Below are 15,028 nucleotides of genomic sequence, written 5' to 3'. Positions count from 1 at the left end.
GAACGTGCTAAAAATAACGTATCAGATTTATTGTTGGTGAATAATGAGCAAAGGAAAGATAACCAAAGAGTATATTTTGAGCCATGCATTCGCACTTGCGAGTGAAAATGGACTTGAGAGTTTAACGATTGGTGAATTAGCCAAGCAGTGTGGCATGTCTAAGAGTGGCTTGTTCGCGCACTTCAACTCTAAAGAGAACCTGCAGCTCTCTGTACTCGAATATTCCAACGCCATATTCACTGAAAAAGTCATCATTTCGGCGCGAGAGTTGGGGGATGGCGATATTGAAGCGAAACTAAAGCAGTTGCTCGACAATTGGCTGGGTTGGAATCATTCGTTTCAAGGTAGCTGCATGTTTATTGATGCATGGAAAGATGCGGGCAGCGAAACCTCTGTGATTCAGAAGACGTTGCAGAAAACCATTTCAGTGTGGATTGATTACTTGACGATTCAAGTAGCCAAAGCGGTTGAGAGCAAGCAGTTCAGAGGTGACCTAGATCCGAAACAAGCCACTTTTGAGTTATATGGGCTCTATTTGAGTGCGAACTTGTTTTACTCCTTACGAGGACAGCAAGCGAGCCACACGCATTTTTGGAGTGGTGTAGAACGCTTAGTCGCCAGCTGGAAAGCGGTTTAACTCGTAAGTCACTTAGTTCGTAAACCACGTAGCTTGCAAAACACTTAGTTCGCAAAACATAGAGTTTGCAAAGCATGTGAACTTTGCTGATGTAAGGTCTAACAATTTTAAGAGAAGTGGCGGCAAGCAGCTAAACATAGCTTTGCCCCATTTTTTATATCAACAAATAGCACGGTCGTTCGATTTTTAGGGCCGAGCTCGATACGCCAATGATATGGCGATACAAGGAACGGTCATGAGTGACAAAATCTATTTTAATACATCGAATAAATTCAGCTTCAAGCGCAGCCTGATTGGTGCAACAACCAACCTGCATTATATTCTTGCGCCAAACCATGCGAAGAAAACAGCGCGTAAACTGCTGCTCACACCAATGCGTACCGAGCAAAAAAACGCCGATCCGCAAGGGCTCATCAAAAGTGAAATCAAAGGTCGAGATGGCGTTTTAAAAACCTACTCTTTGGGCACTGGTCCAGTTTGGGTACTTACCCACGGTTGGTCTGGCACGGCGAGTCAGTTCTTTCCTCTGATGGAGCATATCGCCGCTAAAGGTTTTACGGCGTTGGCTTATGATCATCCTGCTCATGGTGGCAGCGATGGTGTTCATGGTCATATTCCTGCGTTTGTGAACGGTCTTGAAACTATTCTCGATTCGGTGGGTGAGGTAGCAGGTTTGGTCGGTCACAGTATGGGCACTGCTTCTGCGTTGGAATGCAGGCACGTGAAATTAGAAAACCAGCCGTTGTTGTTGATTGCACCTGTGTTGAATTATCTAGAAAACTTATTTGAGAGTGTGGCTCGTTCTGGTTACTCAATGAAGCTGTTTGAGGCAGTCGTGGGAGAAGTGGAAGAGCAGTTTAACTATCCACTTCAGTCAGTCGACCCTTATGGGAAGCTAGCACTTCGTCAATCTCAGACGATCATTGTACATGATGAGAAAGACAAGTTTTCGAAGTTTGATGTGTCTCAGCGTGCGGCTAATGAAATGGATTGTATTACCTTGATTGCGACTCAAGGCCAAGGGCACGGTCGAGTGATGAAATGCCCACAAGTATTCGAGAGCTTTGATAACTTGATTGGCTAAGCTTAACGAGCGTGAGTAAGCAGAGCGCCAACTAAGAAAACAAATCATAAAAAGGCCAACCAGATATTCTCTGGTTGGCCTTTGCTGTTAGGTGTTCAACTGATGTTGAACTAAATTCTATTTTTTAGTTGGCACAGCTAGCTGGGCCGATCTCTTTCCACACGCCCCATTGACCTGCTGTGGTTGGATCTTCACCTGTCGTCCACCATTTTGCTTCCCAAACCTTACCGCCTTGAGTCACTTGGTCGCCGCCAGTGTAGACCGCACTTGAATCCCAAGCGTTAGTACACGTACCGCCGCCTGTCGTTTTCTTAAGAACTTTTACTGAAGTAGCCGCTACCGATGTATCTGTACCATCACTCACCGTTACAGAGAAGTTCAGCGTCGTATCTTGCGTGTATTCAGCCGCGACAAAGCTTACCAAAGCGCCTTGTACTGTTGCGTTGATACCTGCTGGTACATCCCACGTGAAGGCCAATGTATCTTGGTCTGCATCGCTAGACGCTGACGCATCTACCACTACCACATCACCCGCATTGACTTCAGACGGAGCTGTAACCACTGCTACCGGAGCGGTGTTGACTGGGCCTGTGTCTTTAGGGTTTACCGTTACAACAACCGTGTCTGTTGACGTTGCGCCTTCGTTGTCTGTTACGGTTAGGTTGAATGTTAGCGTCTCTTGTTGAGTAACTTCAACAACATCGAAGCTTGCAACTGCGGCATTGCCATTAGCCAGTGTTACTGCGGTTCCGCTCACTTGTGACCAAACGTAGCTCGCAATCGTACCGTCGCTGTCTTTTGAAGCGCTGCCATCTAGAGAAACAGAAGCTGGGCCTTCAACCGATTGGTCTGCACCAGCGGCTGCCGTTGGTTTGCGGTTTACAGGATCTGTTGTACCGCCCGCAAGACCTTCATGCATTGCGTTCAGGATGTCGCCGTTATCCGCATCAATTTCCCAAGAGAATAAACCCGCAAGACCAAGGCTACGAACGTACGCGCCTTTTGCTTTTACCGAGCGGTCATCATCAAATGTGATCAACTGACCTGAAGTGCGATTCCAAACGTAAGGCGCTTCTGCCATTTCGTCGTAGCCGTATTCGAAGCCATTGATGCCTTGGTTGTTCGCACCAAGCATGTTCGCTTTAATGCCTTTGTAGTCGATAACACCATCTTCCCAGACGCCTTGTGCAGAGCTGCCTTTCAGTTTGCCGTTACCAACCCCTGTCATCGGGTCGCTAGGATCGGAAAGTGATGATGGTAATACGCCTTCCCAACCACGACCGTACATTGCAGTCCCCACCACGAGTTTGTTGGCTGGGACACCTTGCTCAAGAAGCAGCTGGATGCCGTTGTCAGTGGTGTAAGCTGGGCCTGTGTATGGTTCGCCATTTTCATCAAGCCCTGAGCCATCACATTGACCTGGGCGCATGAAGTTACCGCAGTTCAACGCCGTTTGGTGACCCAACACGTTGTTCCAACCGCCGTAGAAGTCGTAAGTCATAGCGAAGATGTAATCCATGTATTGGATAGCATCGCCGTAGTCCACATCTTCAATCTTATCGTGACCGACGCCAATCGCCGAAGTGAGTTCGTAAGTACGACCGTTTTCAGCTTCTAGCTCATCTAGCATCACGCGTAGCTCTGCCATCAGGGCAATGTAAGCTGGGCCATCGTTCACAGGGTCACCAAGTTCGGGCGCCGCGCCGCCTCCACCAGGGAATTCCCAGTCGATATCCACACCGTCGTAGAATTTCCATGTGTTAAGGAATTTCTTAACAGACGCTACGAAGGTGTCACGGTTTGCCTTAGTTGTGAAATCAAAGAATGGGTCAGACAGTGTCCAACCGCCAATTGATGGAATGATTTTTAAATCTGGATTGCGCTGCTTTAGCGCCATCATCATCGCGTAGTTACCCTTGATAGGGGAGCTGTATTCGTGACCTGCTTGAGGGAAACTTTTTTGGAAAGCTGCCCAAGGGTCATGAATCACCACTTCGTAATCGTTAACGCCCTGGCAGGCTGTCATGAGTGCGTTGTAGCTGTTTCCGCCTACCGATTTTACTGATTCGTTAGGGCCACAAATTGGGATGAAGCCATAAAGGATATGGGTTAAGTTGTCTGCGGGCAGGTTGTCTATTGTGTAGTCACGACCATAAATTCCCCACTCCACAAAGTAAGTACCTACTACTGTGTTGGGATCGGTGTTGTATGACTTGTTGTTTGGATCCACATTCATCGCAAGTGGCGCTAAGTGCGCGCCATCGGTATCGGCGATTGTGATCTGAGCGGGTGCACTCTTGCTACAGCCTGTTTCATCACACGCTTCTATTTCCATCTCGAATAAGCCCCCCTGACCGTATTCGAATGAAGCTGTGGTTTGGCTGCCAGTGATTGGGCCTGTCGCAACTTTAACGCCATCAAAGTAGATGTTGTAAGTGTTTCCTGATGTTCCGCTCCATTGGTTGAATTTAACGTCGACCTTCGCTTTGTCGTGATATTTAACCATCTGGTTGTAGCCTGATGTGGTTTCCATCGCGAGTTCAATTTTAGAAAACTGCAGGTTGTTGGAACCGTACATGTCGATGCTAGGTGCTGTTGGAGCAGCTAATGCTGTACCAGATAGCGCTAGAGCAATGCTCGCAGCACAGGTATTTATACGAATCATACTTTTTCTCTCATTCCTTGAAGGTTACGGAACCAAATGGCCCCATAAACGGCTCCAGTCAGTTTTGAAGGAGCTTCCCTGTCAGTATTCGAGAGAGTTTTAATTTCAGAACTGAAAATAAATCTATTTTCGATGGACAACTAAAAAATTGTACGTTGTTACAAATCTGTTGCTTAGTGAGTGAGAGGCTGAGTCCATGTTTTATAAAATAAAACCATGTTCATTAAGAAGATCTCATAAGTGAAATTACACGACATGAAGTTATAAAAATGTGTTACAAACTATAAGAAAACACCGTGAATTGAAGCGGTATCACAAAGCTAAGGGTGTTGGTAAAAAGGCTGGCCGGAGGGAGATCTTGCGTAGGGTTATCTTTTGAATTGTTCAGCTAATGAAGCACGTCGTTGTTGCATTATACTATGAGTATCACCGATTGCAGTATCTTCATAGCCTTCTTTAATGAACTGCTGAGAAGGGGTGCTAGGAACCAATCGCTTTAAACGAGGCGAATCGTAAGTGCCACTGATGGTGTAAACTGTTTTTCCAGAACCAGTGTTGATGGTGACAATCTGACCATCAAAATCAAATGCAGTACTGATGAGGCGATGGTTCATCATTACACCCTTATCAGAAAGCGTAAGGATATCGGTATTGTAAGGTGGAGCAGCAATCTCTATCCATGTGCCATAGACATTACTTGGGCTGACAGATTGTTGGTGGGTTTGGTAAGCAAAATAACCAGCGCTGAGGGCAATCATAAAGCCAGCGAATAGGAAGCTGTAGAGTAACAAGTTGGCAAGTAGATCTCTGCTTTTAGTCGGCTTTTTTGCCATTATCTCTTCATTTTTCCACGGATATTGTTTTAGATTCTATTTACTAAAACCTTAGTTTGCAAAAATTGTTGTAAGAGTTAGAAGCAGGATCGAATGTTCCAACAAATTTGGTTGCGCTGGCGGTTTTTAATCTTTACTTCAGTATTTATGCTACCAATAAAATCGAATTCCAGAAATGACTAAGCTATGCGTATTTATTTCTTGTAGGACAGTCTCGAATTGGTTAAAACAATGATCACCTAGATTTACGCATAGGCTTATTCGTTGAGCCCAATAATTGCAATTTTGAGATAACAAGGAAGTACAATGATTAAAGAAAACACATACTTTGAAGGTGGCGTTAAGTCGTTAGCGTTTAACCAATCTGGTGCTGATGTGAGTGTTGGTGTGATGGCGGCTGGTGAATATACGTTCGGTACTGCGGCTCCTGAAAAGATGACTGTTGTTAAAGGTGCTTTGATTGTAAAGCGTGTTGGCGATGATGACTGGACAACATATCAATCTGGTGAATCTTTTGACGTTGTAGGCGATTCTTCTTTCGATCTACAAGTAAAAGAAGCGACCGCTTACCTGTGTGAGTACTTGTAATATCATTCGAGTTAGTCTTTGACTTATAAGAAAAAACCACGCTCCAAGAGCGTGGTTAAATAAGTGATAGTAACCGGCAGTGGATAGTGTCACTTGTTTTTACAGTCATCAAATGGATGACCAAATCGTTGTTCGTTACAAAATCTCTTCAATACTTTCGTCAACGTTTAATGCTTAAAACCAGAGCACTAATAAGTTTCAAATACTCCGTTGTTGTAATCCTGAATAGTCTGTTCAATCTCTGCCATCGAGTTCATGACAAATGGACCATAATGCACAACCGGTTCATTAATCGGTTGACCAGAAAAAATCAGCACATCTGAATCTTCCAGGCTTTCTAAAGACAACAATTCAGCTTTTGTTAACAGGGCCAGTTGACCTTGGTTGATGACTTTGTCGCCGATCTGAATCGTGCCTCGGTACACATAAGTCATGGCATTATGAGCAACTAAAGTCCCTAACGTCACTTTTTGCCCTGAATTCGCTCGCCAATCCGCAACACTTAATGGCACACCTGTCTTTTGTAGTGGACCTTGTGCTCGCAAAATTTCTGAGTCAGCTTGGTTATGTAACTCAAACCCACCGGCTATTACTCGTAACAAACCGCTTTGTTCATTTAGATACTCTGTAATACTTCCACTTTGGAAATCATGATATTGCGCTGGCTGCATTTTGTGTGTTGAAGGTTGGTTTATCCAAATTTGAAAACCATGCAGTGCGCCTTCTTCCATTATCGGCATTTCGCTGTGAATCACACCACGGCCCGCGGCCATCCACTGTGCGCCACCACTGCGAAGTTCTCCAATGTTTCCCATATGGTCTTTGTGTTGAAAGTGACCTTTGAGCATGTAGGTGAGCGTTTCTATCCCACGGTGAGGGTGAGGAGGAAAGCCGCCAATATAGTCTTTGCTTTCATCTGATTTAAGTTCATCAATCATCAAAAATGGAGAAAAGCTCGCGTTGTTAAAACCAGCGAGTCTTTGGATTTTGACTCCATCACCATCGGAAGTGGCATGTGCTGAGATCACATGATCGACTGCTCTTACACTCGTCATTTTTGAAACCCTCATAAACTGAATAACTGTAGTTTAGGTAATTTGATTGAAAAAGAAGATGGCACAGCGTTGAGTGACTTATTCGAAAATATTGAACAGGTAACAATATAAAATTATGTCTATAATTGAATGTAGAATAGACCGCCAAGGAGGCCGCTATGGCAGTACAGCAAAAACATGGCGAAAAGAATGGTCGGGTGGGCTTTGATAACGACTTTACAACAGAGCAAAGTCAGCGTTTTACAGAAGTTGCGAACAGCGCGGTTAAACGTCGCGTGAAAAAGCGTGAGATTGAAGCTCCGTTTATTCAGTCGGCTAAACAAACTGTTCTTAAAACGGTAGTAAGACCTAAAGGCAATAACCCAAACCGAGCACGACAAGTGGTATGGATTATCATCATCGGGTTAGTCAGCCTTTGGCTGATGTATATGGCGGGCTAAAAAGGTATTTATATAGCGGCTAACTTACAGGGCTAGCTAGCGTTGACGAGTTTTTAATTGCGTAACATTGTTCCCTTCAACCTTCGCTTCAAGACAATCTTCAAGTTCAGAGGAATCAGGTTCTGAGCTGGTTAGGTTCGTCGGTAACTCTTCTATTAAGGTCGATGTCGGGTTGTCGTGATAATAAGCGTATCGGTTTTTTCCTGAATGTTTCGCAACATACATGGCTTTATCGGCGCATCTTGTTAACTCATGCAACTCTTTAGCATCCTGCGGGTAAAGTGATACGCCAACGCTGAGTGTCAGCTCTTTGATCCTCTCGTTAGTTTGGCATCCGCTTTCGAATAATCCACAAATCCTATTTAAAATACCGTCTAAATCTTTGCGGTTGGGAATATCGTAGAGCATCAGAACAAACTCGTCCCCAGCAAAACGTGCAATTGAATAATCGTATTCATGACGTTTTCGATCTCTGGTTCGAATATTATTGCTTAAGCGATTGGCAAAATGCTGTAAGACACTGTCGCCAACATCGTGCCCATAACTATCGTTAATATTTTTAAAGTCATCAATATCTAAAAAAACCAATGCAGTAAGTGATCGCTCACTATCAACGGTCGCAAGCTTTTCAGTTGCCCACCTTTCGAAGCTCCAACGGTTCGCTAACCCTGTGAGTTGGTCTCGGTAGGCTAAGTCTTCAATGCCTTCTTTATACAGGCGCTGAATATAACTTACCGCTTTTGTGTAGTAATAAGCTGACGTATGGCATACCAAGCTCATCATCAATAAGCTGAGAATAAAGCGATGGATACTGTTGAACGGTAAAGAAAAATTGCTAGGTAGCGCCGTAATTAGGATGCTGATAAAGACACAAAATGAGGTGCTGAAGATGACGCCAATTCTGAAATCATTGATGAAAATCACGGCGGCCAAAATAGGGTATAGCCAGAGTATTCGGTCTGGGATAGCGTGGCTGTGTAAGAACAGAATAATGCCTTGTACTAATAGTACACAACTTAATATTAATTCAGAATAGTGGGGGGTAATGGCTTTTCTAACATAAATTGCATTTGATATTGCGATAAAAGCAAAGCACAGTTCGAAAGTTAATAAGGTGTAATGCTGTCCTTGAAGATAAGCCCAAGTGTAAAAAATGAACAAAGCTGCGGCAATGAGCGAGAAGGAGTAGACAATTTTTTGTTTGCGAGTGGATCGTATATCCGCCATTTCTTCTATGTGTCTGCCCACTAGCCTGTTCATGTGATTTGTGCCACTAAAATTTGATAATGGCATTAATACTAGATTAAATAACAACCTACGCGGAACCTTTGTCATCTATTTAGTGTGACTACTATCAAGGTTCTAGGTTAAAGGTAGCTGAGTGAGATTTATACAGTGATGTGCATCACTGAATGTGACGGGATAGTGGTAAAGTTACATTGGAGCGTCTAATCATGGAATCTATTTCATCATTATGTGCTTGCTTTCTAAAGATTTACTCAACATAGTTTGTATACAATAAAACTCAAAGAGACTAATTATGTTAATTACCTTTAATTGTAAAGCTCATGCTAGCGTCACTATGTTTGGTGATGTTGCACTTCATTTTATTAAGATGCTTGGGCATAGCGGAACGGTTCCTGGTGCTATTGATGCCGAAGAAGTACCTCAAGCGTTGAACAACTTACGTAAGGCGATTGAAGTTGAGCAAAACCAACCTGTAGAGCAAGACGATACCGATCACGAGAACGAAGACAATAGTGCCGAAGTCCCTGTCAACATAAGTAGTAGAGCTTTCCCACTGATTGAACTATTAACAGCAGCAATCAAAGAAGAGTGTGAAGTGATATGGGAAGACGGTAGTGGCAAGCAACTTTAAGGTTGCTTGACGTAAGTAAAGGTTCGTTTATCACTCTAAAGCTTTCACTCCTAATACATAAGTGAACGATGCACAAGTGAACGTAGTTGACTAATGAAAGTGAGCTGAAACAATAGGTTGTATTTATGAAGGTAATTTGACCTAAAGGATATTGGATGCGTTTCTATTCCCAAGCCCGTCGCTACGCCAGTTTGTTTAGTAGCCTTTCGTTGACCTTAGTGTCGGCGCCTAGTTTTGCCGATATGTCGACAACGCCTGTTATTGGTGGGGTATTCAGTTCCAGTGATGTACTGAAGAATCAAGTGCTTTCAAGCCTAGATTACTCCGCCAAACTCACTCGCGATGCCGCACTTTTCACCATCGGCGGCGTAACATTAGATGCGTACATTCTTGCGCTGCCTTTAGATGCTAAAACGAAAGCGCGAGTGATCGCTCAGTTGTCCAACCCGACTTACTCAATTCCTTTAGGTTATTTTCTCTATAGTTACTACGACCGCTATTCAGGTTTGGGTAGTGAAGATGTATTCAAAGGGTATCTGTCGACAGTCTATGATAACGAGGCCTTAAAAGGCTTTGAACATAGCCTCTATTATGTCGGTGATGAGCCAGTCTCAGAGCATAAAGAGCCAGATACCTCGACTGAAGCAACAGGTCACCATGAAGGGATTCGTATTGATGAACAGTTCATTGCCAATATGGTTGTTATCTACGATGCGCTATTTGAAATCGGTGTTTGGCAAGATATGGACACCCTTCCTGAGAGCTACACCTATTTAACGAACAGCCCTGAAGATTTGGCGATCATCGCTCAAATTCAACCGATCATCGTTGATTTGATCGGTAAAGCGACATTGGGCATGGATGACGGTGACATGAAATCTGCAATGCTGGCAATTGCAGAAGATGGTAAACCAGAAAACGCCGATAAGCCGAATAACAAAGCACAAGCTCTGACGGTCACTCTTATCGATTTTGTGCGCTTAAACTTGCTTAAAGCTTACCGACAATTTGTGTTTAAAGAAGAACGCGCAGAAGCGCTCGATGATTGGATGCAGCAAGCATTTAGTGACCAGCCTGATGTGCTCATTCAGTTCTTAGAATCCCAACAGAACAAACGCTTTGCGGTTCAAGTGACGGTCGATGGTTTACAGCAAGGGTTGATCGAAGGCTTGGTCGATGAGAATGCGCCTTTCATCTCGGTGGCGTATCAGAATCATAAAAACCGAGCGCAATACAAACCTAATCTAGAAACAGTGATCGAGCCTGAACATCAACAGCAGGTTCGGTTCATGGAGGTTCTGTCTGAACAAACCTATCGTGATCCGAATTATCTTCCGTTCTTCAAAAAACTCTATCAAGAGCATCGAGACAATATAAGCCGAGTGGGGATCTCTTCTACTCCGACAATCAGTGTACGTAACCTACCCATCATTAAGGCTGGCGCAAAAGTGTCTGGTAATGGTGGTACGGGTATCCCTAATTTCCACTTTGTCGATAGAGAGCTCGACCGTGCGTATTACTTCTTCGGTAATGATGCGCTGCAGTTGGATGTATTGATGGCAGACAACAAGGTACAAACCATGTTTGATCGCCTTGATTATCTCAAAACGCTGAACTGCAACGCCCAGTACGATTGGAATGCGCACACGACTTATGATGGCTTAGTGAACTTAGGTTTAGGAGAGTCGTTACGTGATTACGGTGAGAAACGCTGCGTCAAAGAGCTTGAAGAGCGTTCTGAAGTTGAAGCCGTTCTGCGAGAAAAGCGTGAAGCCTTGATTGAAGATATTGAAGCGTACCAGTCTATATCGGGCTTTGATTTTTTCACTAAGCTTTCAAAGAAGGCCCAGGTTAAACAATCTATTACTCAGTTTGCCGAGTTGGATGGAAAAGGGATGCCAGACTATACCTTGGTTTACAATCCATGGCCGGATCACTTTGCGCACTTCACGGGGCCTTTTAGTGACGAAATTTTGATGCCGACTGGAGAGCTTAACCGGTTGGACTATTGGATTCGTCAGATTGAAGCGACCTACCGCAGTGCAGGCGTTTACGATAAAACCCTTTGGGGTATGGCTGGCGATCATGGTTTAACGCCGGTGTTCTACGCTCTAAATCCAGAAAAGCAGGTATTTGATGGGTTACAAGCAGAGCTAGAGTATCCAATTGTGGTTAAGAAAATATCTTCAGACGAAGGGGAAGGGCCTAAAATCACCAATGCTTTAAGCTATCCAAGCTCGAAGGAATTGGATGTGGTGGTTGCCTCTACCGCTGGTGGTAACTTCATGATGGACTTCTTTAATTCGGCTCAAGGGTGGCAGGTTCAGCCGGTTTACCAAGAACTCACGCAGTGGTCTCCGATTGCAGCGCCAGCTGGTCAGAACATAGACATCATTAATCAGATAGCGCAACGCTTGCCTGAAAGTCTTGATTATATGGTCGTTAGAGAAAGCACATGTGATCAACAACGCTGCGCTGTTCGTGTGATTGGTAACCGTGATTTAAAACGGGTCGATGAATTGATCACTCGCGAGGGTGACAAGCTTTACTATGAGTCGTTAGAAGAAAATCGAGCGCCGATTTTGCTTAATACGCAAAGGTTAAATCCATACCTAGCATCACCAAGCGAAGCTGATTTTGCACAGTATTCTCAATGGGTAGAGAAGTGTATTAACCGAGCGGTTAAGGCGGATGTGACAACATGGTGTAGCAGTGTGGAGTGGACAGAGTTAACCCAATTGACTCCTCGACCTGACTCTGTCAATCAACTGGTCAATATCTACCTTGAAGATAGGGCTGGCACGATTAATTTGTTCCCGAAAGCTGGAATTGGTTATAACACCAAAGTTCCGGGGCGTCATGCTGGAGAGGATTACTTAGAGAAAGATGCCTTCATAGGATTCTGGGGAGCGCCAATTGGCGAAAACTCTCAGCCATTGAAAATTGAAGCTAACGGATCTTTAGCGCCGACACTCTTTGAGTATTTGACTGGAGAGCAGGTGGTGGCGGGCGAAAATGGTTGGGGGTATCCGTCGTTGATCGATAAGTTGGATATCTCTGCAGACCGTTAGTAATTGAGCTCTCTACTTAGTCATCGTTTACTTGGTTAGCTAGGTAGAGAGCCAATCCCACAAAATTATCATCGCTATTATCGACAACTTGGCGACGTTGTTCTTCAATGTCTTAAAATAGATTAGCGGCGTATTAGGTTAAACGATTTTAAGCGCGTGATGTCGAGTAAGTTGTTTGTGTAGCGAGTCTTTCAGCGCCATGCGTTCTACTTTTAGGTTGTGCATGCTGTCGTCATCAATGGGGCTGCCAGAGATTTCTAGCTGACGGATATCGTAGTCGAGTTGGTGGTATTTCTGCATGTCTGCTTTGAATTTTTCATCGTCGTGGTTGAGCTGAACAATGTCTAATTTAAGATCTGGGAAATCTAAGATAAAGGCATGGTTTTCATTGAGCATTGGCACTTCCTCTCTTGTCTACTTAACTTCAGTATAGAGCCTATTTTTGAAGATAAATGTGTTCCTAAACACAAAGCGAGAGTAGGATCAAAAAAGGGCATTAACGTTCCATTTTGGATGCGTTACTGCCCTTTATTATTTTAGTAGTATTAAAAACTACTGAGCTTTCTTACCAGAACGTTGTTGCTCTTTGTGTGCGAGTTTTGCTTTCTTGCGTTGCTCGATAAGGTGAGCAGCTTCGCCACCGACGTGGGTTTCGCCACGAGCATTCGACAGTTGAACTTGCTTCTCACGTTCACGGAAACGCGCTTTCTGCTCGTCGCTGTGCTTATCAATACACTTAGGGCAGCTTACGCCTTTCTCAAAGTGCTCAGACGCTTTATCTTCGTCAGTGATTGGTAGACGACAAGCGTTACATACATCGTAACCGCTCTTCTCAAGCTGATGGTTAACGGCAACACGGCCATCAAATACGTAGCAGTCGCCTTCCCACATACTCTCTTCTTCTGGCACTTCTTCTAGGTACTTAAGAATGCCGCCTTCAAGGTGGTAAACCTCATCAAAGCCTTGCTCTTTCATGTAGGCTGTTGATTTTTCACAACGAATACCGCCTGTACAGAACATCGCAACTTTTTTGTGCTTCTTAGGGTCGAGGTTTTCTTCAACGTACTGAGGGAACTCACGGAAGGTTTCCGTGTTTGGGTTTACGGCGTTTTTGAATGTGCCGATGTCGACTTCGTAATCGTTACGAGTATCCACCAAGATCACATCTGGATCTGAGATGAGGTCGTTCCATTCGTTTGGCTTAACATAAGTGCCGACAACATGGCGAGGGTCGATGCCTTCAACGCCCATGGTTACGATTTCTTTCTTAAGTTTAACCTTGGTGCGGTTGAATGGTTGTTCTTCGTTGAACGACTCTTTGTAAACAACATCAGCCAAACGAGAATCTTGTTTAAACCATTGAAGAAGAGCGTCGATAGATTCGCGTTTACCTGCAACAGTACCGTTGATGCCTTCACTCGCAAGTAACAAAGTACCGCGAATTTGGTTGGTTTCTAGCACTTCAGTTAGTGGTTGGCGAATTTCTTGGTAATCATCAAGTGCAACGAATTTATACAGAGCACATACAACATATTGAGACATGGTTTTTCCTTTCTGCGAGCTGGAACGTAAATCCAGAGCGTAGCCTTCTGATCATCGAGGTTCTAAAGTAGACCCTTGTGTGAACGTCGGCTTATTAAAATCAGGCGCAGTATAACCAAGGCGGTGCGGGACAAAAACCAATAAAACGTAGGGTTATATAACAATACTTATAGTGTGGCTTTGTGTGTGGTAAAAAGGCCGTTATTTGATAAGGAATGTTAGCTAAAATAAGCAGTGGTGCTTTGTTGTCTATTGAATATTCGGCTAAGAACTTATGTTGTATCTCATCTCAATCAGTTGGTGTTCTCCTACCATTTCCACTTCACGAATGAACTCAAAGCCGAATTTTTGATAGTAACCCTTTAGGTATTGATGGGCGTGGATTTCAATTACCTTGGCACTATGTTCAGAGGCGTGTTTTAGAAGTGCGCTAACAATTTTAGATGCGATACCAGATCCTCGATAAGGCTGCAGAACAGCAACACGCGCCATGGTTGAGTGTCCTGATTCATCAATGTGCAAGCGTGCCGTCGCGACTAAATTATCGTCATCGGTGATGAGTGCATGATGTGAGACAGGATCGAGCCCATCAAGATCCAACACATGGGGGATACCTTGTTCAACAACGAATACTTGATGACGAATGGCTTGTGCTTTCGTTATCAATTCTGGGTTGTTACCAATCACCAATTCCATTTCATTGCTCCATGCTGTCTAACGAATTTTTTGAAAACACCCTATTTGCGAGGGGCTGTACTTTTGTAACTTGCCTTTAAACTAAGGCTTTTGAATAGCTGCTTGTCTCTATATCGATGATCTCTACGGTCAGTGATGCATTGGATAGTGAAAGAGCAAGTAATTGATCAAAAATGGACTTGGAGAGCATCGCTTTAACACTTTCGTTACGCCCAGACAAAATACGCACAGAGACATGCACGAAGTCTTCTTTTACCTCACCGGTTTGGTAATGCTGATAGGCAAGGCTGCGTACTTTGATGTCTTCTCCTGTTGGAGAGAACAACTGAGATTCCATTGCGCCGAGAAACACTTGTTGGTTGAGTTGCTGACCATCAATAGTGGATGAGTGTTCGATAATACAATGCGGCAAACTGATGTCCTTTCTGTGCTTTATGGAGACCTAAAATTAAGGCCAATGTGACTCTCTTGTTGAGAATGGCATTGGCCTTTAATGCTGACGCGTGACGGTTTTCTCGGTAATAAGCCGATCAGGCAA

At 44.1% G+C, this 15,028-nt stretch carries 14 protein-coding genes; 6 read left to right on the top strand and 8 right to left on the bottom strand.

Features of this window, described 5'->3' with window-relative positions:
* Positions 1 to 43: 43 nt before the first annotated feature.
* Positions 44 to 637, top strand: coding sequence for a TetR/AcrR family transcriptional regulator (locus OCT63_RS03750; protein WP_161685378.1), 594 nt, complete (start codon positions 44 to 46; stop codon positions 635 to 637).
* A 235-nt stretch (positions 638 to 872) separates the two neighbouring features.
* Positions 873 to 1,721, top strand: a complete 849-nt coding sequence (locus tag OCT63_RS03745) for an alpha/beta fold hydrolase (RefSeq protein ID WP_060469057.1) — start codon at positions 873 to 875, stop codon at positions 1,719 to 1,721.
* 124 nt (positions 1,722 to 1,845) lie between these two features.
* Here the strand turns inward: OCT63_RS03745 and OCT63_RS03740 are convergent, their stop codons facing one another.
* Positions 1,846 to 4,386 carry a glycosyl hydrolase family 18 protein gene (locus OCT63_RS03740; protein ID WP_161685374.1) on the bottom strand — a complete coding sequence of 847 codons (2,541 nt, stop codon included), beginning with the start codon at positions 4,384 to 4,386 and terminating at the stop codon, positions 1,846 to 1,848.
* A 368-nt stretch (positions 4,387 to 4,754) separates the two neighbouring features.
* Positions 4,755 to 5,219, bottom strand: a complete 465-nt coding sequence (locus tag OCT63_RS03735; protein ID WP_161685371.1) for a DUF2850 domain-containing protein — start codon at positions 5,217 to 5,219, stop codon at positions 4,755 to 4,757.
* A gap of 306 nt (positions 5,220 to 5,525) precedes the next feature.
* On the opposite strand from OCT63_RS03735, the gene ppnP reads away from it, so the two are divergent.
* Complete coding sequence (gene ppnP, locus OCT63_RS03730) at positions 5,526 to 5,807, top strand: pyrimidine/purine nucleoside phosphorylase (RefSeq protein ID WP_017632387.1); 282 nt, start codon at positions 5,526 to 5,528, stop codon at positions 5,805 to 5,807.
* A gap of 188 nt (positions 5,808 to 5,995) precedes the next feature.
* Here ppnP and OCT63_RS03725 read toward each other — a convergent pair whose 3' ends face one another.
* Positions 5,996 to 6,862 (bottom strand): pirin family protein, encoded by an 867-nt coding sequence (locus OCT63_RS03725; protein ID WP_269983228.1) that lies wholly within the window; start codon positions 6,860 to 6,862, stop codon positions 5,996 to 5,998.
* Between the two features lie 158 nt (positions 6,863 to 7,020).
* On the opposite strand from OCT63_RS03725, the gene OCT63_RS03720 reads away from it, so the two are divergent.
* On the top strand, positions 7,021 to 7,302 hold the full coding sequence (locus OCT63_RS03720; RefSeq protein ID WP_060469053.1) for a hypothetical protein: 282 nt from the start codon (positions 7,021 to 7,023) through the stop codon (positions 7,300 to 7,302).
* A 36-nt stretch (positions 7,303 to 7,338) separates the two neighbouring features.
* Here OCT63_RS03720 and OCT63_RS03715 read toward each other — a convergent pair whose 3' ends face one another.
* Complete coding sequence (locus OCT63_RS03715; protein WP_161685577.1) at positions 7,339 to 8,529, bottom strand: GGDEF domain-containing protein; 1,191 nt, start codon at positions 8,527 to 8,529, stop codon at positions 7,339 to 7,341.
* Between the two features lie 313 nt (positions 8,530 to 8,842).
* Here OCT63_RS03715 and OCT63_RS03710 point away from each other — a divergent pair, with 313 nt between their 5' ends.
* Both OCT63_RS03710 and OCT63_RS03705 read left to right on the top strand, forming a co-directional pair.
* Complete coding sequence (locus tag OCT63_RS03710) at positions 8,843 to 9,181, top strand: DUF1840 domain-containing protein (RefSeq protein WP_161685365.1); 339 nt, start codon at positions 8,843 to 8,845, stop codon at positions 9,179 to 9,181.
* A gap of 155 nt (positions 9,182 to 9,336) precedes the next feature.
* Complete coding sequence (locus tag OCT63_RS03705; RefSeq protein WP_269983227.1) at positions 9,337 to 12,252, top strand: alkaline phosphatase family protein; 2,916 nt, start codon at positions 9,337 to 9,339, stop codon at positions 12,250 to 12,252.
* Between the two features lie 138 nt (positions 12,253 to 12,390).
* Here the strand turns inward: OCT63_RS03705 and OCT63_RS03700 are convergent, their stop codons facing one another.
* The 4 genes from OCT63_RS03700 to OCT63_RS03685 form a co-directional block, all read right to left on the bottom strand.
* The gene (locus tag OCT63_RS03700; RefSeq protein ID WP_010432560.1) at positions 12,391 to 12,648 is read right to left on the bottom strand and encodes a YdcH family protein; all 258 of its coding nucleotides are present in this window, start codon (positions 12,646 to 12,648) and stop codon (positions 12,391 to 12,393) included.
* 156 nt (positions 12,649 to 12,804) lie between these two features.
* On the bottom strand, positions 12,805 to 13,794 hold the full coding sequence (gene trhO / locus OCT63_RS03695) for an oxygen-dependent tRNA uridine(34) hydroxylase TrhO (protein ID WP_269983226.1): 990 nt from the start codon (positions 13,792 to 13,794) through the stop codon (positions 12,805 to 12,807).
* A gap of 264 nt (positions 13,795 to 14,058) precedes the next feature.
* Complete coding sequence (locus OCT63_RS03690) at positions 14,059 to 14,490, bottom strand: GNAT family N-acetyltransferase (RefSeq protein WP_060469049.1); 432 nt, start codon at positions 14,488 to 14,490, stop codon at positions 14,059 to 14,061.
* 76 nt (positions 14,491 to 14,566) lie between these two features.
* On the bottom strand, positions 14,567 to 14,902 hold the full coding sequence (locus OCT63_RS03685) for a 5-carboxymethyl-2-hydroxymuconate Delta-isomerase (RefSeq protein WP_161685350.1): 336 nt from the start codon (positions 14,900 to 14,902) through the stop codon (positions 14,567 to 14,569).
* Positions 14,903 to 15,028: the final 126 nt, after the last annotated feature.

The organism is Vibrio sp. RW, assembly GCF_027587105.1.
GTDB classification, from domain to species: domain Bacteria; phylum Pseudomonadota; class Gammaproteobacteria; order Enterobacterales; family Vibrionaceae; genus Vibrio; species Vibrio toranzoniae.
This window is presented reverse-complemented; position numbering and strand designations above follow the sequence as displayed.

What these genes read in the sequence shown, in the direction of transcription:
- OCT63_RS03725 (WP_269983228.1), bottom strand. Translation starts at nt 6,862, where the DNA reads ATGACGAGTGTAAGAGCAGTCGATCATGTGATCTCAGCACATGCCACT.
- OCT63_RS03705 (WP_269983227.1), top strand. Translation starts at nt 9,337, where the DNA reads ATGCGTTTCTATTCCCAAGCCCGTCGCTACGCCAGTTTGTTTAGTAGC.
- OCT63_RS03740 (WP_161685374.1), bottom strand. Translation starts at nt 4,386, where the DNA reads ATGATTCGTATAAATACCTGTGCTGCGAGCATTGCTCTAGCGCTATCT.
- OCT63_RS03735 (WP_161685371.1), bottom strand. Translation starts at nt 5,219, where the DNA reads ATGGCAAAAAAGCCGACTAAAAGCAGAGATCTACTTGCCAACTTGTTA.
- OCT63_RS03750 (WP_161685378.1), top strand. Translation starts at nt 44, where the DNA reads ATGAGCAAAGGAAAGATAACCAAAGAGTATATTTTGAGCCATGCATTC.
- OCT63_RS03720 (WP_060469053.1), top strand. Translation starts at nt 7,021, where the DNA reads ATGGCAGTACAGCAAAAACATGGCGAAAAGAATGGTCGGGTGGGCTTT.
- OCT63_RS03745 (WP_060469057.1), top strand. Translation starts at nt 873, where the DNA reads ATGAGTGACAAAATCTATTTTAATACATCGAATAAATTCAGCTTCAAG.
- ppnP (WP_017632387.1), top strand. Translation starts at nt 5,526, where the DNA reads ATGATTAAAGAAAACACATACTTTGAAGGTGGCGTTAAGTCGTTAGCG.
- OCT63_RS03710 (WP_161685365.1), top strand. Translation starts at nt 8,843, where the DNA reads ATGTTAATTACCTTTAATTGTAAAGCTCATGCTAGCGTCACTATGTTT.
- OCT63_RS03700 (WP_010432560.1), bottom strand. Translation starts at nt 12,648, where the DNA reads ATGCTCAATGAAAACCATGCCTTTATCTTAGATTTCCCAGATCTTAAA.
- OCT63_RS03690 (WP_060469049.1), bottom strand. Translation starts at nt 14,490, where the DNA reads ATGGAATTGGTGATTGGTAACAACCCAGAATTGATAACGAAAGCACAA.
- OCT63_RS03715 (WP_161685577.1), bottom strand. Translation starts at nt 8,529, where the DNA reads ATGGCGGATATACGATCCACTCGCAAACAAAAAATTGTCTACTCCTTC.
- trhO (WP_269983226.1), bottom strand. Translation starts at nt 13,794, where the DNA reads ATGTCTCAATATGTTGTATGTGCTCTGTATAAATTCGTTGCACTTGAT.